This window comes from Citrobacter sp. Cpo089, from assembly GCF_030332695.1.
Lineage (GTDB): Bacteria > Pseudomonadota > Gammaproteobacteria > Enterobacterales > Enterobacteriaceae > Citrobacter > Citrobacter portucalensis.
In genome coordinates, this window is record NZ_JAOWHJ010000076.1 from 71,265 (window position 1) to 90,024 (window position 18,760).

General features: G+C 47.1%; 19 protein-coding genes and 1 pseudogene. 9 read left to right on the forward strand and 11 right to left on the reverse strand.

The window, feature by feature from the left end; genetic code table 11:
* The 4 genes and pseudogenes from OGX92_RS23525 to OGX92_RS22365 form a co-directional block, all read left to right on the forward strand.
* Positions 1-62: IS1 family transposase (locus OGX92_RS23525; protein ID WP_071528444.1), on the forward strand; the 62-nt coding region annotated here is incomplete at its 5' end.
* A gap of 1 nt (position 63) precedes the next feature.
* Entirely contained in the window at positions 64-174 is a 111-nt protein-coding gene (locus OGX92_RS22355) for a DUF2770 family protein (RefSeq protein ID WP_286587111.1), read from the forward strand.
* Positions 175-436: 262 nt separating this feature from the next.
* The gene (locus OGX92_RS22360; RefSeq protein ID WP_284961744.1) at positions 437-1,003 is read left to right on the forward strand and encodes a cytochrome b; all 567 of its coding nucleotides are present in this window, start codon (positions 437-439) and stop codon (positions 1,001-1,003) included.
* Position 1,004: 1 nt separating this feature from the next.
* A pseudogene (locus OGX92_RS22365) lies at positions 1,005-1,579 on the forward strand (YceI family protein).
* A 45-nt stretch (positions 1,580-1,624) separates the two neighbouring features.
* Here the strand turns inward: OGX92_RS22365 and trhO are convergent.
* The gene (trhO, locus tag OGX92_RS22370; protein ID WP_003832128.1) at positions 1,625-2,677 is read right to left on the reverse strand and encodes an oxygen-dependent tRNA uridine(34) hydroxylase TrhO; all 1,053 of its coding nucleotides are present in this window, start codon (positions 2,675-2,677) and stop codon (positions 1,625-1,627) included.
* Positions 2,678-2,897: 220 nt separating this feature from the next.
* On the opposite strand from trhO, the gene OGX92_RS22375 reads away from it, so the two are divergent.
* Together OGX92_RS22375 and mdtG are read left to right on the forward strand one after the other, a co-directional pair.
* Complete coding sequence (locus OGX92_RS22375; protein WP_003832126.1) at positions 2,898-3,818, forward strand: Kdo(2)-lipid IV(A) acyltransferase; 921 nt, start codon at positions 2,898-2,900, stop codon at positions 3,816-3,818.
* Positions 3,819-3,973: 155 nt separating this feature from the next.
* Positions 3,974-5,194, forward strand: a complete 1,221-nt coding sequence (gene mdtG, locus OGX92_RS22380; RefSeq protein WP_148362134.1) for a multidrug efflux MFS transporter MdtG — start codon at positions 3,974-3,976, stop codon at positions 5,192-5,194.
* Between the two features lie 64 nt (positions 5,195-5,258).
* On the opposite strand, the gene OGX92_RS22385 is transcribed toward mdtG, so the two are convergent.
* A complete protein-coding gene (locus tag OGX92_RS22385) occupies positions 5,259-6,590 on the reverse strand; it encodes a sensor domain-containing diguanylate cyclase (RefSeq protein WP_126318515.1) in 1,332 nt (443 codons plus the stop codon).
* 691 nt (positions 6,591-7,281) lie between these two features.
* Here OGX92_RS22385 and OGX92_RS22390 point away from each other — a divergent pair.
* Positions 7,282-7,659, forward strand: a complete 378-nt coding sequence (locus OGX92_RS22390) for a MysB family protein (protein ID WP_286587143.1) — start codon at positions 7,282-7,284, stop codon at positions 7,657-7,659.
* Here OGX92_RS22390 and OGX92_RS22395 read toward each other — a convergent pair whose 3' ends face one another.
* The 3 genes from OGX92_RS22395 to mdoG form a co-directional block, all read right to left on the reverse strand.
* Positions 7,660-7,887, reverse strand: coding sequence for a YceK/YidQ family lipoprotein (locus OGX92_RS22395; protein ID WP_003832117.1), 228 nt, complete (start codon positions 7,885-7,887; stop codon positions 7,660-7,662).
* Positions 7,888-7,963: 76 nt separating this feature from the next.
* Complete coding sequence (mdoH, locus tag OGX92_RS22400) at positions 7,964-10,492, reverse strand: glucans biosynthesis glucosyltransferase MdoH (protein ID WP_149281717.1); 2,529 nt, start codon at positions 10,490-10,492, stop codon at positions 7,964-7,966.
* Entirely contained in the window at positions 10,485-12,020 is a 1,536-nt protein-coding gene (gene mdoG, locus OGX92_RS22405; RefSeq protein ID WP_103014639.1) for a glucans biosynthesis protein MdoG, read from the reverse strand. Before mdoG ends, mdoH begins: the two co-directional genes overlap by 8 nt.
* Positions 12,021-12,291: 271 nt before the next feature.
* Between mdoG and mdoC the strand changes: the two genes are divergently transcribed.
* On the forward strand, positions 12,292-13,452 hold the full coding sequence (mdoC, locus tag OGX92_RS22410) for a glucans biosynthesis protein MdoC (RefSeq protein WP_286587112.1): 1,161 nt from the start codon (positions 12,292-12,294) through the stop codon (positions 13,450-13,452).
* Between the two features lie 19 nt (positions 13,453-13,471).
* Here the strand turns inward: mdoC and OGX92_RS22415 are convergent, their stop codons facing one another.
* The 6 genes from OGX92_RS22415 to csgB form a co-directional block, all read right to left on the reverse strand.
* Positions 13,472-14,962 (reverse strand): phospholipase D family protein, encoded by a 1,491-nt coding sequence (locus tag OGX92_RS22415; RefSeq protein WP_482889882.1) that lies wholly within the window; start codon positions 14,960-14,962, stop codon positions 13,472-13,474.
* Entirely contained in the window at positions 14,895-15,437 is a 543-nt protein-coding gene (ymdB, locus tag OGX92_RS22420; RefSeq protein WP_003832103.1) for an O-acetyl-ADP-ribose deacetylase, read from the reverse strand. Before ymdB ends, OGX92_RS22415 begins: the two co-directional genes overlap by 68 nt.
* A 100-nt stretch (positions 15,438-15,537) precedes the next feature.
* Positions 15,538-15,858 carry a YmdA family protein gene (locus OGX92_RS22425; RefSeq protein ID WP_003832101.1) on the reverse strand — a complete coding sequence of 107 codons (321 nt, stop codon included), beginning with the start codon at positions 15,856-15,858 and terminating at the stop codon, positions 15,538-15,540.
* Positions 15,859-16,008: 150 nt separating this feature from the next.
* Complete coding sequence (csgC, locus tag OGX92_RS22430) at positions 16,009-16,341, reverse strand: curli assembly chaperone CsgC (RefSeq protein ID WP_020996502.1); 333 nt, start codon at positions 16,339-16,341, stop codon at positions 16,009-16,011.
* A 60-nt stretch (positions 16,342-16,401) separates the two neighbouring features.
* Positions 16,402-16,851: a curli major subunit CsgA gene (gene csgA / locus OGX92_RS22435; RefSeq protein WP_003832097.1), complete on the reverse strand. Its 450-nt coding sequence runs from the start codon at positions 16,849-16,851 to the stop codon at positions 16,402-16,404.
* Positions 16,852-16,891: 40 nt separating this feature from the next.
* Positions 16,892-17,347 (reverse strand): curli minor subunit CsgB, encoded by a 456-nt coding sequence (gene csgB, locus OGX92_RS22440; protein ID WP_032941802.1) that lies wholly within the window; start codon positions 17,345-17,347, stop codon positions 16,892-16,894.
* 760 nt (positions 17,348-18,107) lie between these two features.
* Here csgB and csgD point away from each other — a divergent pair.
* The gene (gene csgD / locus OGX92_RS22445) at positions 18,108-18,758 is read left to right on the forward strand and encodes a biofilm master transcriptional regulator CsgD (protein WP_003832092.1); all 651 of its coding nucleotides are present in this window, start codon (positions 18,108-18,110) and stop codon (positions 18,756-18,758) included.
* Positions 18,759-18,760 lie beyond the last annotated feature (2 nt).

An 18,760-nucleotide genomic window follows, 5' to 3' on the forward strand; every position in this document is an offset into this window, starting at 1 on the left:
AATCGGTGGAGCTGCATGACAAAGTCATCGGGCATTATCTGAACATAAAACACTATCAATAAGTTGGAGTCATTACCCTATCTGGTTAATAATATTCGCGAGCACCTTATGCTCTACATTATTTTATGGTCGCTGCTGGCCATTATGGATGTAATATATATTATGTTTTTCTAATTCCTGTACGTTGACAATAATTGACAAAAATTGAGATTAGCTTAATTTTCATTGCAATAAACTGAACAATAACAAAAACCATAACACCCCATAAACTAAACCCCGCCACATATTTTCGCACTAATCCCTTGATGGTTACATCAACAATCAGTCAATTTTATTGAACAAAAAATAAATATCATCACCATTGTTATTTATTAGTTGCATTAATGTCTTTTACACGCCATTTTCATTCACTTCTGAAATATCAATCGGTATGCTTATGCAATTCAATAATACTCCACAGCGCTATGGCGTAGTGTCAGCCACATTACATTGGCTGGTTGCGATTGCTGTATATGGTATGTTTGCATTGGGGTTATGGATGGTCACGCTCAGCTATTACGACGGCTGGTATCACCAGGCCCCCGAACTGCATAAAAGCATCGGCATCCTACTCATGATGGGACTGGTTATCCGCGTTGTCTGGCGGTTGTTCTCCCCTCCGCCTGCTGCGTTGGCAAGCTACTCCCGTTTAACCCGCATCGCAGCGGCAATGGGTCACCTCGCACTTTATTTGCTGCTCTTTTCAATTGTCATCAGCGGATATCTAATTTCCACCGCAGATGGCAAAGCGATAAGCGTCTTTGGCTGGTTCGACATTCCTGCCACCCTGGCCAATGCGGGTTCTCAGGCCGACCTCGCCGGTAGCTTGCACCTGTGGCTTGCGTGGACCGTGGTGATTTTATCCCTATTGCACGGACTGATGGCCCTGAAACATCACTTTATCGATAACGACGATACCCTCAATCGCATGTTGGGAAAATCGTCATCTGACTATGGAGCTTAAAATGAAAAAAAACCTGCTGGGACTTACACTCGCCTCTCTGTTATTCACCACCGGGCGGCCGTGGCGGCAGATTACAAAATTGACAAGGAAGGACAGCATGCCTTTGTTAATTTCCGTATTCAGCATCTGGGTTACAGCTGGCTGTACGGCACTTTCAAAGATTTCGACGGTACGTTTACCTTTGATGAGAAAAATCCCGCAGCCGATAAGGTTAACGTAACCATCAACACCAACAGCGTTGACACTAATCACGCCGAACGCGACAAGCATCTGCGCAGTGCAGATTTCCTTAACGTGGCAAAATTCCCGCAGGCGACCTTCAGCTCCACCAGCGTGAAAAAAGAGGGGAATGACCTGGATATCACCGGTAATTTGACCCTGAACGGCGTTACCAAACCGGTTACGCTGGACGCGAAGCTCATCGGTCAGGGTGGCGATCCCTGGGGCGGTACGCGCGCTGGTTTTGAAGCGCAAGGTAAGATTAAGCTGAAGGATTTCAACATCACCACCGATCTCGGCCCTGCATCGCAGGAAGTCGATTTGATCATCTCAGTGGAAGGTGTTCAGCAGAAGTAACGCATGAATTACCGGATAAGGTTCTGCCCCTCATCCGGCATCATGTTATTGCGCAGGGTCTGGAATACCCAGTTTGGTATTCAGGTGACCGCGTGATTTATTGAAGATTTTATTGCCATTTTCACGCCCCGCACGACGACGCCGTTGTTCCTCTTCCGGCAACTCACTCTCTTCGCTACACAGCTCGCTACAGCAGCCTTTATATTTCTGCGCACAAGCCGGGCACTGAATAAACAACAGATGGCAGCCATCATTTTTGCAATTAGTATGGCTATCGCACGCCGTGCCGCACTGATGGCAATGTGCGATAACATCTTCAGAGATCCTTTCGCCCATACGCTCATCAAAGACAAAGTTTTTACCGACAAAACGTACCGGAAGCCCCTGTTCACGCGCCTTGCGGGCATACTCAATAATACCGCCCTCAATGTGCCAGACTTTGCTAAATCCATTGTGTTTCATCCAGGCGCTGGCTTTCTCACAGCGGATCCCCCCCGTGCAGTACATCACGATTTTTTTATCTTTATGCGCCTGCATCATTTCAACAGCTTTCGGCAACTGGTCACGGAACGTGTCTGCCGGTATCTCCAGCGCATTCTCGAAATGACCCACCTCATATTCATAGTGGTTGCGCATATCAATGAATACCGCTTCAGGATCGTCCAGCATGGCGTTTACTTCCGCAGCCTTGAGATAATCCCCCACGTTGCTGGCGTCAAAGTCTGGATCGTCAATACCATCCGCCACGATACGTTCGCGGACTTTCATACGCAGTACCCAGAACGATTTACCGTCATCATCCAGCGCAATATTCAGACGTAAATCCTTCAATGCAGCATCAAACGCATAGAGCTGCTGGCGAAATGCCTCGACGTTGCTTTGCGGTACGCTGATTTGCGCGTTAATTCCTTCATGGGCAAGATATACTCGCCCGAAGACGTTCAATGCGGTGAACATCTGGTACAGCGCATCACGCGTGTGCTGAGGATTGGCAATGGTGAAATATTTATAGAATGAGATCGTCGTGCGCGGCTCAGTCTCGGCCAGCATTTTGGCTTTGAGGGCGTCGTTCGAAATGCGGTTGTGTAACACTGGCATGGTGTACGTATCCTGCAAATAAGGAATAAATGAAAATCGGCGGCATAATAAAGCAAACATCGCCAATTTACATCCACACATTTTACGCTACATTTCATACTTCACGATAAAATCGCAACAACAATTGCGGAATTAATCACCGTTCTCCCGTCACAAATTTTTGATACGCGCGAAAAAATGCGACAATACAGGGAATTGGTCGTTTGAAGACAGGATAGACATGACGAATTTACCCAAGTTTTCGGCTGCGTTACTGCATCCACGTTATTGGTTAACCTGGCTGGGTATTGGCATCCTTTGGTTAATCGTGCAGTTACCCTACCCCATCCTCTTTAAGTTGGGCTGTGCGTTAGGTCGACTGGCGCTACGTTTGATGAAACGTCGGGCAAAAATTGTTTCCCGAAATCTGGAACTGTGCTTCCCGCAGATGAGTGAGCAGGAACGCCAGCAGATGGTCGTCAAGAACTTCGAATCCGTAGGCATGGGCGTAATGGAAACCGGGATGGCCTGGTTTTGGTCCGATAAGCGTATTTCGCGCTGGACGGAAGTGATCGGAATGGAACATATCCGTGACGTCCAGGCGCAAAAACGCGGGATTCTGTTAGTGGGTCTGCACTTTCTGACTCTGGAACTGGGTGCGCGCCAGTTTGGCTTGCAGGAGCCGGGTATTGGTGTGTATCGCCCTAACGACAATCCGCTGCTGGACTGGCTACAAACCTGGGGCCGCATGCGCTCGAATAAATCAATGCTCGATCGTAAAGACCTGAAAGGGATGATTAAAGCCTTGAAAAAGGGCGAAGTGGTCTGGTACGCGCCGGATCATGATTACGGCCCTCGCGCCAGCGTGTTTGTACCACTTTTTGCCGTTGAACAAGCCGCAACAACCTCAGGAACCTGGATGCTTTCGCGCATGTCCAATGCCTGCCTGGTACCGTTTGTTCCCCGCCGCAAACCTGACGGTAAAGGGTATCAATTGATTATGTTACCTCCAGAATGCTCTCCACCGTTGGAAGACGCAGAGACTACAGCTGCGTGGATGAACAAAATTGTTGAGCAATGCATAATGATGGCGCCAGAGCAGTATATGTGGCTGCATCGTCGCTTCAAGACGCGTCCTGAAGGCTCCCCTTCTCTGTACTGACGCAGTGTTGCAGTCCAGTGGGCTGCAACACCCTCCCAACCCGTTTTAGGTTTAACTGCTATCCGCATTGCAGCAACTATCAACCAGGCGCATAATTAGCCTGCTTACTTATATTCAATCGATAGCGCAAACAGCGCATCACACTGCGGATCGCTATGTCACCCTCAGATGCCCCCATAAACTGGAAACGCAACCTCACCGTTGCCTGGTTAGGTTGTTTTTTAACCGGAGCAGCATTTAGCCTGGTCATGCCCTTTTTGCCTCTTTACGTCGAGAGTCTCGGCGTCACGGGTCATAGCGCCCTGAATATGTGGTCAGGCCTGGTCTTCAGCATCACCTTTCTCTTTTCAGCCATTGCTTCTCCTTTCTGGGGTGGCCTTGCCGATCGCAAAGGACGAAAAATCATGCTGCTGCGTTCCGCGTTGGGCATGGCAATTGTGATGCTGCTGATGGGACTGGCGCAAAATATCTGGCAGTTCTTAATCCTGCGCGCCTTGTTAGGGCTGCTTGGTGGATTCATCCCCAATGCGAATGCACTGATCGCCACCCAGGTTCCACGCAATAAAAGCGGCTGGGCACTGGGAACGCTTTCAACCGGTGGCGTTAGTGGCGCACTGCTCGGGCCGCTAGCTGGCGGCCTCCTCGCGGATCAGTACGGACTACGCCCTGTATTTTTCATCACCGCCAGCGTGCTGCTGGTCTGCTTCATCCTGACGCTATTTTTTATCCGCGAGCATTTCCAGCCGGTGAGCAAGAAGGAAATGCTGCACATTCGTGAAGTCGTGGCCTCTTTAAAGAACCCCAAACTGGTGCTGAGCCTGTTTATCACCACTTTGATCATTCAGGTAGCCACCGGTTCTATCGCGCCAATACTGACACTGTACGTTCGAGAGTTGGCTGGCAACGTCAGCAATATTGCGTTTATCAGTGGGATGATAGCCTCTGTCCCCGGCGTTGCGGCATTAATCAGCGCCCCGAAACTTGGCAAATTAGGCGATCGAATTGGCCCGGAGAAGATCCTGATCGTCGCGTTGATCGTTTCTGTGTTACTGCTTATTCCAATGTCATTTGTCCATACGCCCTGGCAGCTTGGTGTTCTGCGCTTTTTATTGGGTGCGGCCGACGGCGCTCTGCTCCCGGCGGTACAAACGCTGCTGGTTTACAACTCGACCAATCAAATAGCTGGACGTATTTTCAGTTATAACCAATCATTTCGCGATATCGGTAACGTAACAGGACCTCTAATGGGGGCAGCGATATCCGCAAACTACGGTTTTCGTGCCGTTTTCTGTGTGACCGCGGGCGTCGTACTGTTTAACGCCCTGTACTCGTGGAATAGCCTGCGCCGTCGTCGGAGTACAGAGGTCGTGGGATGATTTGTGTATTTGTATTCGCCGGTTCGGAATAATAAACTTATCTTACACGGCGTATATTTCAACCTTAATGATAATAGTAACACACCTTATTTCTGCCAGAATTTTTGGCTTCATACAAAGCGGCATCGGCGTATGAAACAACTTTATCCGCTGATTCATCATCAATTTTGCTGCAATATACACCGATACTTATCGTCATTTTTTCTTTTAACTCATATGAATTTGGTATTGTCGTACCGTTCTCTACATTTCGCCTAATTCGCTCTGCAACAACAATTGCCTCATCTTTATCGTTACACTTAAGAAGGATCGCAAATTCTTCGCCGCCTACTCTGGCAAAAATATCCGTATCTCTGATTGATTTATTGATAATGTCGACAATGCTGATTATTACTCTGTCACCTTCCTGATGACCGTAGGTATCGTTAATCCGTTTGAATTTATCAATATCCAGAACCATTACACACACTGCGCCTTTTGCTAATGATGATTTTAATGACTTATAGAATAGTTTACGATTATATATTTTAGTCATTGCGTCTTTAATAGCTGAATCCGTTTCTTTTTTTAAGATGATGAAGGTGTTGTACATCAGTATTGAGATTATACACAGGGCACTTATCACCTCAATCCCCCGGCTAACATACCAAATATACATGCTATATTCATCCAGGCTCAGAAGTAGTACATTGGTCAATATTGCTGAGCAACACAATAGCCCTATACTTTTCCACAAGATGTTATGCGTTCTGGTTTTAATGATTAAATACAACAGGACCAGTCCCCAGGATACAATTAGCGAATAAATGTACCCAATATGCCAGTGCACAGTGACATTATCAGGCTTCACGCTTGTGATCTCGAGTGTAAAATTAGGGTTATAACTGGCCAGAGCGTGCGCCACCACCGCGATAACAAGCATGATTAAAAAAGACAGAACGATATAGCAAGGTTCTCTTTCTTTGGTTTCAATAACTGTCGAGGATACTTTATAAGATTTTAATGAAACAAATAGTAGAGCTATGAAACTAATCTGCCGAAAGTAATAGAATATGGCTATATCGTTAGTTCTTTTTTCGATTGAGGCATAATCATTAATCAAGTCCTGAACGATGTAGATAGTCTCGATGAAAAATATGTTATTCCCAAGAAACGCCATACCTAATATCATAAGGCAGGTGAGATCTTTTCTACAAAGATACTGGAATAACATAAACAGGAAGATTATCCCATATAAAAAGAACAACCCTACAATTATAATCAGATATACTGTTTGCGGGACACTTTGTATCGTTAATTTAAATTGTGTAAGACACACTCCACCAAGAACATAGCTAGCCAAACAGATTATATAGAAAGCCATTAACCTTCTATTATTTGAATTGCCGTTATCCATAACAACCTTCAGGGCTTTCTTAATTTTGCATTTTATATAATAAAGCATAAGATTTTGCAAACTATTATATCTGCACAGATTCAATGACACTAATTCATTTCTTATTTAATGGTTTCTTATAGATTTATAACCTTTGTCATTAATAATATTTTATTATGTATACTATTTAAGTATCACTCACACCATTCACACCCCCCATACACAAAAGATACTTTGTCACTACCAGAGACACCACTAAGTTTAGCCACTTTCATTGATTGCCCCTGCGACACTTCCGTATTGGGCATTAATTTTCTTCTTTATTTTTATTAAGTTATGAAATATTGCGTCATAAGCGATCGGATCCCCCCGCTAAAACACATAAAAAAGAACGTTTAACCCTGAAGATTTCCTTATATAACGTCATTTTTTAATTTTTTGATTTTCATTACTACATTGCAAACCACATACATTACTCTTTTTTCTTGAATTTTTTTCCTGATATTACGTCGGCTTCAGTATCTGCCAATGTAAATTTTTTCATAAACAACCGGAGTTACTTTCACTTGGTCTCGTAGGCATTGCAGGCAGTAATCATCTGATTGAGAGAGCCATGCAGCTAACGGGTTTGACGCTCTGCGGATCGCCGTCTATAGATTGAATCATCCCCTTTATTGTTCGCTTTAGGAGAAGAAATATGGCAAAGAATGACATGAATTTTTATGCCACGTTGGAAGAGGCTATTGATGCAGCTCGTGAAGTGTTTCTGGCTGATAACCCTGACCTTGAGTCAGACGACGCCAGCGTTCAACAGCTAAGCGTCCAAAAATACGTGCTACAGGATGGCGACATTATGTGGCAGGCGGAATTCTTTGCTGACGAGGATGATGTAGATGGTGAATGTCTTCCAATCCTGAGCGGAAAAGCGGCCCAGAGCGTTTTTGATGGCGACTATGATGAAATTGAAATCCGCCAGGAGTGGCAGGAAGAAAATACGCTTCACGAATGGGATGAAGGTGAATTCCAGCTGGAACCTCCCCTTGATACTGAAGAGGGGCAGACCGCAGCCGATGAATGGGATGAGCGATAATTACTCGTAAGGTCCATGATGTATGTCGAGCGGCAGCAGCAACGTATCAAACACCAGCGAAAATGGCAGATCGAGGATAGTGACATAGCGCCATGCGGAGTCCCTAACATCCCATTGCACGCCAGGATAGTATTGGTTTCCGTGTCCTTGCCCTGGGATGGTACGACTAATAATGCTGCCGCATCCGCTCAGGAAGAAGATCATTATTCCTACAGCCAAAATTCGCACCGGCTACCTCACGACTCATTCTATTCAATATAAAAAAATACCGGCACCAGGCCGGTATTTTCACGTTACAGAACGCTTATTTTTTCCTGAGCGCCAGCGGGTTCAGTGTCAGTCCCTGATAGTAGTTCACCCACGAAGAATACTTATCAGGTGAATTCCAGACACGGTAATGTAAACGCGCCATGGTCACCGGATCGCTCAACAACACCAGGCGGCGATCGCGATTCAGTTTCTCCGGCGTTTCGTTCAGTGCCTGTTCCACATGACGATCGCGTGCAATCTCCAGCACGTTGCTGGCGCGGTGGCGTGCAGTCGCCATGGCCGTGGCCAGTGCGTTAAACGACGGATTAAACACCGCATGCATAAAGCCATCGTCCAGCGTGCGTTTACGGTTCATCACCAGATAGGTATCGGTATCCACCAGCACCTGCGGCGGAGAATACTCTTCCGGGATCAGGAACAGCTTCCAGCGCTTGGTACGTAACCCCACCGTGGAACGGCTGGAAATCACAGAAACAAACGGCGACAGGATCAGCGAGAAGACTATCGGTGCCAGCCAGAACAGGAAACGCAGATCGAGCCAGGCCATACCCACAGCCCACACCAGCCCCAACAGTAACTGGGAACCGTGACGCATAAACGCTTCACCCCACGGGGTCGAATCGTCATCACGCTGCGGCGAATTCCAGACAACTTCCCAACCGAGGAAGGCACTCACGACGAAGACGGTGTGGAACAGCATACGCACCGGCGCCAGCAGCACGGAGAACAGAACTTCCAACAGTAGCGACAGCGTGACGCGGATAAACCCGCCGTACTCTTTCGTCCCTTTACACCAGATGAGCAAAATACTCAGCAGCTTCGGCAGGAACAGCAGCACCATCGTTGAAGCAAACAGCGCGATCGCCAGTTCAGGACGCCACTGCGGCCAAACCGGGAACAGCTGGCGCGGTTGCAGGAAGTACTGCGGCTCCGTCAACGCATGCACCACCTGCAATGCGGTAGAGAGCGCGAGGAACATAAACCAAAGCGGCGCAGACAGATAGGACATTACACCGGTCAGGAATACCGCACGGTGAACCGGGTGCATCCCTTTCACAAGGAACAAACGGAAGTTCATCAGGTTGCCGTGGCACCAGCGGCGGTCACGCTTGAGTTCATCCAGCAGGTTCGGCGGCAGTTCTTCATAAGAGCCAGGCAGATCGTAAGCAATCCACACACCCCAGCCAGCACGACGCATCAATGCCGCTTCCACGAAGTCATGGGAGAGGATTGATCCCGCAAACGAGCCTTCGCCCGGTAACGGCGCGAGCGCACAGTGCTCGATAAACGGCTTCACACGGATAATGGCGTTGTGACCCCAGTAGTGTGACTCCCCTAACTGCCAGAAGTGAAGCCCGGCGGTAAACAGCGGTCCATAAACACGGGTCGCAAACTGCTGGCAGCGCGCATACAGCGTATCCATACCGGAAGCCTTCGGTGAAGACTGGATAATCCCGGCATTCGGATTCGCTTCCATCAGACGCACCAGGCCGCTCAGACAGTCACCGCTCATCACTGAATCAGCGTCCAGCACCACCATGTAGCTGTACTGATTTCCCCAGCGACGACAGAAGTCATCAATGTTGCCGCTTTTACGCTTCACGCGACGACGACGACGGCGGTAGAAAATCTGCCCTTCGCCCTGCACCTCAGCAATCAGCTCCATCCACGCTTTTTGTTCTGCTACGCAGATATCAGGGTTGTAGCTGTCACTCAGGATATAAACATCGAAATGTTCGGCGTTGCCCGTTGCTTTGACCGATTCCCAGGTAGCTCGCAGTCCCGCAAATACGCGGTCAACGTCTTCGTTACAGATAGGCATAATCAGCGCGGTACGGTGTTCAGGATTCAGCGGTTCATCCCCAACCGTTGAGGCCGAGATACTGTACTTATCTCGCCCAATCAGCAGTTGCAGGAAGCCCATCAGCGCGGTCCAGAATCCCGCAGACACCCAACAGAAAAGCACAGCAAACAAAATAAGAATGCCGGTCTGGAGCATGTAGGGCAGCAATTGCATAAAGGAGACCCATAAATCCTGCCCCATCATGTCTATCGGATTAATGAATGCCCAACCCTGATACGGGAGGATCGTCTTCATATACCAGGTTGCTACGACCGTTTGCGCCAGCGTTAGAATCAACAGCGTATAGCGGCGGATGGTGCCTACAGTACGCCATTTTTGCTCGCTTTCTTGTTCTTCTTTCGTCAAACGCGAAAGATAACGAGGCGTCACATCGCGCCCACGCAAGCGATCCCAAAAACGGCCAACCGGGTTGGTACGCCAAGGATCGGGGAACATAGAGGTACGCGTTGCTTTTGGCATCGCCTGCAGCTGATCGCGGCCCTCATCGTCCTTAACCAACTGCTCTTTAGCCAAAGAATCCGGCCATGCTTGCTCAAGGCGAGCTTTCACAGACCCCTGCGGTGAATCATCTTCGCGCGAGTAAGTACGATGCTCGGCATCCAGCGCCTGATGAACGGCGCGGATGTCAGTTTTCGGCAGTGCCGCTTTCTCGATATCCGAAAGCGGCAATGCGTCAATATACTCAGTTGTCTTATTCATTGGCAGGTAACTGGTAGCTCCAGGTTTCACTCAGCGTCTGATCGGCATTGACCAAGGCAGCACGCATTTCAGTGGTTTTCTTCACGTCTTTCACTTTCACGCGCAGCATCAAACGCCAACCTTTAGATACCGGGTTATAGCGCACAGTGCTTTCAACGATTTCGCCGTTGTCGCCAATACTGGTTTGTGCGGTAACCGGGGTATCCTGCGGCAGCTTTTTCATATCTGTGCCGGTAAAGTCCACCACAAACGCGATGGTACCGTCAGGCTGACGAATCAGGTTGGACTGTTTTACATCACCGGTAGAACGACGAGTCTGCTGTACCCAGGCGCTTTCCGGCGCATGAAGTTTGTCTTCATCACGCGTGAACGTCAGAGTGTACTTGAAGTTCATCTCTTTGCCCGCTTCAGGCAGTTGATCCGGCGTCCAGTACGCAACGATGTTATCGTTCGTTTCATCGTTAGTTGGGATTTCAACTAACTCAATCTTACCTTTACCCCAGTCACCTTTTGGCGTGATCCAGGCGCTTGGGCGCAGATCGTAACGATCGTCGATATCTTCAAAACGTGAGAACTGACGGCCACGCTGCAACAGTCCGAATCCTTGCGGGTTTTCCATAGCGAAGCTGCTCACCGCGAGATGTTTCGGGTTATTCAGCGGACGCCAAATCCACTCCCCGTTGCCGGCATGGATAGACAAACCGTTAGAATCATGCAGTTCCGGACGATAGTTTGTCGCCGGAGACGGCTGGTTCGGTCCAAACAGGAACATACTGGTTAACGGTGCCACGCCCAGTTTGCCCACTTTGTCGCGTAGGTAAACTTTGGACTGAACATCAACGACAGTGTCACGACCTGGAATAATGACAAAACGATACGCTCCGGTTGCACGCGGAGAATCCAACAAAGCATAAATGGTTAAACGTTTATCAGTCGGTTTCGGACGCTCGATCCAAAACTCACGGAAGCGGGGAAATTCTTCACCAGAAGGCAGAGCGGTATCAATCGCGAGGCCACGCGCTGACAGGCCGTAGACCTGACCTGCGCCCAGAACGCGAAAATAGCTGGCACCGAGCATGCTGACGATTTCATCGTTTTTATCTTTGCTGTTGATCGGATACAGCACTTTGAACCCGGCGAAGCCGAGATCTTTTACCGTGTCTTTATCATGCTGAACATCGCCAAAATTAAAATAATCCGGGCTGTATTTGATTCTTTTCACCGCCGTGGCGGTAACTTCGTTGATTTTGACCGGCGTGTCGAAGTACATACCCTGGTGGTAGAACTCGAGCTTAAATGGGGTCTTGAGATTGCTCCAGTACGCTTTATCGCGATTGAACTGGATCTGTTGATAATCCGCATATTTCATATCGCGGAAAACGGAGGGCAAGTTACTTTTTGGCGCCTCATAGCCTTTCCCGGCTAAGGATTGAGCTTGTTTTGCAACATCATCAATACTGAACGCCCAGCTCGATGATGTGTACAGCGTTAACATGACTGCTGCACCCAACCAACGCATTTTCATCATTTGTAGTTTATGTTTCATAATTAGTAAGCACTTCCCCCTTTGTGTGCTTATATTGATCCGATCCATTTTAATGGATAATCGGGTACTCCGACAACTGAATCCCTGTATTGTTCGCGCGCTGGCTCATGGTTTAAGCAGGTTCATCTGCCTGTTTTCACTTTGCGTGCTTATCCTGGAGACAGGTTGTTGGACTTCGTGTAGGGTTGCCCTCGAATGTAACCATTATTCGTCTTAGGGATAAGACGAAAAGTCTGAGAATACGTAACTGTCTATGAGCTCTGTATCACCACCACGTGAATATTTTCTTGACTCCATCCGTGCCTGGCTAATGTTGTTAGGGATCCCATTCCATATTTCATTGATCTACTCCACCCACACCTGGCACGTGAACAGCGCAGAACCTTCGTGGTGGTTAACCCTTTTTAACGACTTTATCCATGCATTTCGCATGCAGGTCTTCTTTGTCATTTCAGGTTATTTTTCCTACATGCTTTTTTTGCGCTATCCGTTAAAGCGCTGGTGGAAAGTGCGTGTAGAACGCGTGGGGATCCCTATGCTGACCGCGATTCCGCTGCTTACGCTGCCGCAATTTATCATGCTGCAATATGTGAAAGGGAAAGCAGACAGCTGGCATACCCTCAGCGGCTACGACAAATACAATGCGCTGGCCTGGGAGCTGATTTCCCATCTGTGGTTTTTACTGGTTCTGGTGGTGTTAACGACCCTGAGTATGTGGGTGTTTACCCAAATGAAAAACAGACTATCGCGTGAAAACGGTACCCCTGCATCGGGGGTGTCGATGACCAAATTAACGTTGATTTTTATATTGTTGGGTGTCGGCTATGCCGTCGTCAGAAGAACGATTTTCATCCTCTACCCTTCGATTCTCAGCGACGGCATGTTTAATTTTATCGTTATGCAAACGCTGTTCTATGTGCCTTTCTTTATGCTCGGCGCGCTGGCGTTTATCAATCCTAATCTGAAAGCACTGTTTACCACGCCATCGCGCGGCTGCACGCTAGGCGCCGCATTCGCATTTGTCGCATACCTGCTCAATCAACGTTACGGCAACGGCGATGCCTGGATGTATGAAACCGAATATGTCATTACCATGGTCATGGGGCTATGGATGGTAAACGTCGTCTTTTCGCTTGGCCACCGTTTACTGAATTTCCAGTCGGCTCGCGTGACCTATTTTGTCAACGCGTCGCTGTTCATCTATTTGGTGCACCACCCGTTAACGCTGTTTTTTGGCGCGTATATCACACCGCACATCAAGTCGAATCTGCTGGGTTTTCTCTGCGGCCTTCTTTTTGTGGTTGGAATTGCGGTCATACTGTACGAAATCCATTTACGGATCCCGGTGCTGAAGTTTCTCTTTTCGGGTAAACCGCCGATTAAGCAGGATAAAAACAAGGCGGTTGCCGGTTAGTTTTCTTGCATTGAATGGTTCAGAGCAGCCATTCAATGGGCAACACGGATGCAAGCCTCACCAGAACCCGCTTCCAGAATCCTGTAGCGGGTTCTTTTTTCAGTACCTGTTCGCTGCCAGAAAGCCGATCAACCCAGTTAATTCTGCCCCAACGGTCAAGACGTAGTTGCCAGGCCATATCACGCTGACTTTGCATAAAACGTTTATGAATCAACTCAGCCAGTACTTCACTCTCAATCACAAACCCCATTTCCGTATTGAGCAGCGTTGAACGGGGATCAAAATTAAGCGAGCCGATAAACACTTTACGACCGTCAATACTGAAGGTTTTCGCATGCAGGCTGGAGCCTGAATTACCGGTTAATCCCCGGTCGTGTACTGCTGAAACGCGATCGCGGGTCGGTTTGAGCTCGTATAACTCCACGCCGTAGCGCAGGAGTTTTTTTCGCCAACGCGCATAGCCCGCGTGAACGACTGCAACATCATTCGCCGCCAGAGAATTAGTTAAAATTGCGATCTTAACGCCTTTTCTCACCAGTCTCAGGAGCTGCGCCACACCGGCGCGAGTGGGTACAAAGTAGGCGGAAATAATATCAATACGCTCGGTGGGAGATCCCATCACGTCAAACAAACGCTGCGGTAATAGTGAGTGGCGCGGCGCTTTCCCCTCTCCTTTTGCAGGATCATCACTCAGTAAGCGCGTTTTCGCCCAAATTAGCGGCAGCGACCTCTGATCGAGATGGGTCACAAACTGGCTGGTTTCCAGCTTATGTAGATAGCGACGCGTGATGTCATCATTATACCAGGATTCAGGAAGTTCGATTTTTTGCGTAAAAGCAGGTTCTGCCACCTCAAGTACGTTTTGCAATGTTGAAACCGAGCGGCAGTGCCAGTAACGCTCAAAGTCGTCTGCAACATCCTGGACAACCGGCCCAATAGCCATAACGTCCAGATCGGAAAACAGTGGTTGTTCGCCTGCGCCAAAATAGGCATCGCCTATATTTCGCCCCCCCACAAGAGTTACGACGCCGTCAGCGGTATAACTTTTGTTGTGCATACGCCGATTCAACCGGGCAAAATCGGTTAAATAGCCCAGGGCACGCAGGATGCGAAAGGAAAAGGGATTAAACAGGCGAACTTCAATATTAGGGTGATTGTCCAGCAAACGCAGCGTGTCATCCAGACCTGGCGTGTTGTTATCATCCAGCAACAAACGCACCCGGACGCCCCGCTTCGCTGCGGTCAGCAAAACGGAAAATAACAATAGCCCGGACATGTCGCTTTCCCAGATGTAATACTGAACATCCAGGGTTCGTTCCGCCATTTCCGTCAACCGATAGCGAGCAGCAAACGCATCCAGGCTGTCATCCAACGTCAGAATGCCGCATTCTCCCGGGTGGTTTACGCATAGCGGCGTGATGGCACGCTCAAGTCGCGTCATATCAGTCCGTGCGTTCATCGCCTTGTTGGGTAAGTAATCTCTTGTATAGTCGAGCGTTTTCTTCATCAAAGCACACGAAGTATATTTGATCGGGAAGCGTACGCCGGGTGATAAATTTCAACACCGTTTTCACCGCGATCTCTGCTGCTGCAGCGCGTGGGTAACCATAAGCACCGGTGCTTATCGCTGGAAAAGCAATGGATTGATAACCATTGGCTAAGGCCAGTTGCAATGTATTTAGATAGGCCTCTTCAAGTCGTTCAGCCTCGTGGTGATCACCGCCTTGCCAGACGGGCCCTACGGTGTGAATAACTGCTTTTGCCGGAAGCGCGCCAGCCAGCGTGATAACAGCATGCCCGGTCGGGCATTCTCCCTGTTGTTGTATAACCTGTTTGCAGGCCTCCAACAACGCAGGCCCGGCAGCACGATGAATCGCGCCATCGACTCCACCTCCTCCCAGTAACGAGGAGTTGGCCGCATTGACGATCACATCTACCGCGATCGTCGTAATGTCGCCCTGTAACACATGAACACGCGATTGCATAAGTTCCCCCTGACAAAACACTCTCCGTTAAGTGTACAGCAGGGTTTTCCTTGAAATCTCATTTTTTAGCCATAAGCGTGCATACCTACGCCAGAATGATTCATTTATATTCAATATTCAGAATAGCCATGCTTTTCTGTTCATTGAGGTAATGCATTTTCACCGTGGCAATTTGTTGCACACTCTGAGGCGCTGTCGTGACCTGTTGCAGGTCGTAGAGACTATTACTCATCGTGCCATCACGCATACATGACAATTCAATCTGTTGTTGTCGAGTGTTAACGTCGCAAGGTGCTTCAACTATTGCACCACGAAAATGAATAACCCCGCCGGGTAAGATTTGCGTCGCCATTGCGGGGAGGGTTAAAAGAGAAAAAGCCCACAAACCGGTATTTAAAATACGCTTTAAGAATGTACACATAAGGGTTCCTCAATGATTAATCATCCTTGAGGGATCACAATGATCCTTCACCGCTGCGAGTTACGATCAAATAAAACGTTTGTTCGTTTCTATATTCATAGAACAGCACCGCACTCCCAGCCACACCCTTAATGCAAATCCGGCAAAAAATTATGGGTGACTGTTTGAGTCAGGCCATTGTTGCGACAGATGCAAAGACTGCCCGTCAGAAACGGTAACGATAATTTTAACCGAATCCTCCGGTGAAATATTAAAGCTCATTTTTGTTAATTCAATTGGCCGATTAGCAGGGACCGAAAGGCTTGTTTTCTGCTGTGACTGACTTTGTCCGCCCTTTCCTTTACGTACGGCAAGAACTTGCACTTCACATACGCACGGTTGAGCTAATGTCACCTGAGGAATAATGGTGTACATGTCACCTTGCTGAGTTGTATTGAATGTTATTTGATTTGCCAACGCGGCAATGAGTAATAGCGTGTGCATAATATTCTCCCGAAAAAAAACAGGGCTTTCGCCCTGTTTATTATCAGTCAGAAAACTGAATTAGTGCTGGTTAGCTGTAGCGTTGTTGCCATAACCAACCTGCTGAATCAGCACATTGGAGTCAGACGCTGTCTGATTAACCACAGCACCGTTACGACCACCGAACTGAGTTACGCTGATATCAGCATTTTTTGCATTCCACTGATCGATAGTAGCACTGTTCTGGAAGCCGGTCTGTTTCAGGCTAATGGTACTATCATCAGCACCTTGGCCGACGGTCGCACCGTTACCATGTCCGTGTTGTGTGATAGTCACGTCTGATTTACGTGCATCACTTTGCAGCGCATTCGCAACGTTACTAGAGCCAAATTGGTAAATACTCATTGAAGAGTCTGGGCCATAGTTGCTACCGCCACCATGATGATTACCGCCCCATTGCGGAACAACACCTGCCAGAGCACTGCCAGAAACTACGATTGCTGCGAATGCTGCCACTTTTAAAAGTTTCATGGTAAACCCCCATCGGATTGATTTAAACGTCGTTTATGGATTAGCGTTGAGTAACGCGAATTGCCATTTGCGACTGTCTCTGCACCACAACTGCTGTTTTTTGTGTACCGTACTGGGTAATATTGGCTTTATTACCAGAGCCTTTCTGGATAATCATCGCCGTATTACCGTAAGAGCTTTGTTTAATACTCGCATCATTAGAGCTACCCGTTTGATCAATATATGCAAAGTTATTTGATCCCGTCTGATCTGTTTTCGCCCGGTTACCTGAACCTTCTTGCGAAATGACCGACAATAACTTAGTGCCCTCCTGGCGAGTATTTGCACTATTAGCAGTACCAACCTGACCAATAATGGCTGCCTGATTAAATGAAGACTTACTTAATTCATTTACCGCAAAGTTATATTCTGAATTAGCTAAATCATAACTGGTTGCGGATGCAATCCCAGGCACACCCAGTATTGTAAACATCATAAATAACAACTTGTTTTTCATGTTGTCACCCTGGACCTGGTCGTACATGAAGTTAAATTAATTACCACTCAAATTGTTGTTAACATGACTTACATTTGTTAACGCCACGTTACGATGAAGAGTATGTCCGTGGAAACATTTTAAATAACTCACCCGCGAGTGGTATTTTTATATCCGGATTCACACCAAAGTACTAATTAACAGTGAATAACATCGCTTCAGGTCTGGATTTTATTTTTATTTTGCTATCAGTAATGAATTTCTATGCAGTCACTGAGAAAGTGCATTTTGCACGATATCAGGGCCTCTCAGTACAACGTCGAGATAGACATCGGTACAAGTCGTGACAAAGGTCATTTTTTTCCATCTAAAATTGACCAACGTAAATTGAGATAAGGATTTTAGAATTCATTAGAAATTTAAAACTCAACAATCATTAATTAAATGATTTAAAATCAATGTGTTACTATAATTTGTATGATTTTTTAAATCTATGCAGCAAAGGTAAAATGTACAACTTTCCTATCAAATCTAAACTCTAATAAAACCATAAAATCACATTTTAATATATAATTTTACAAGTTGTTACATGTTTAACACTTGCTTTAAGATTTGTAATAGCTAGATTGAAATCAGTTGAAGTCCATTTGTTTTAATATTTTCACCCCTTTGGGTCGATATTTTATATCTACACAGCAGTGCAACATCTGTCAGTACTTCTGGTGCCTCTATTTTAGTAGAGACAGCTGTCAGGTGTGCGACTAAAAAGTGGAGTTTCATCATGTTTAATGAAGTCCATAGTATTCATGGTCATACATTATTGTTGATCACAAAACCTTCTTTGCAGGCAACTGCATTATTACAGCATTTAAAACAATCACTGGCACTCACCGGAAAACTACATAATATTCAACGTTCTCTGGATGATATATCCTCCAGCTGCATTGTTTTACTGGATATGATGGAGGCAGATAAAAAACTGATCCATTACTGGCAAGATAATTTGAGTAGAAAAAACAACAATATAAAGACGTTATTGTTGAATACTCCTGATGATTACCCTTATCGGGATATCGAAAACTGGCCGCATATCAATGGTGTTTTTTACGCAACTGAAGACGAGCAGCGTGTTGTAAGCGGCTTGCAGGGTATCTTGCGCGGTGAATGTTACTTCACGCAAAAACTTGCCAGTTATCTGATCACGCACTCTGGAAATTATCGTTATAACAGCACGGAGTCGGCACTGCTGACGCACCGTGAAAAAGAGATCCTTAATAAATTGCGTATCGGCGCCTCAAATATTGAAATCGCTCGCTCACTGTTTATCAGTGAAAATACGGTAAAAACACATCTTTATAATCTTTTCAAAAAGATAGCTGTCAAAAATCGTACGCAGGCGGTCTCATGGGCCAATGATAACCTCAGGCGATAAAG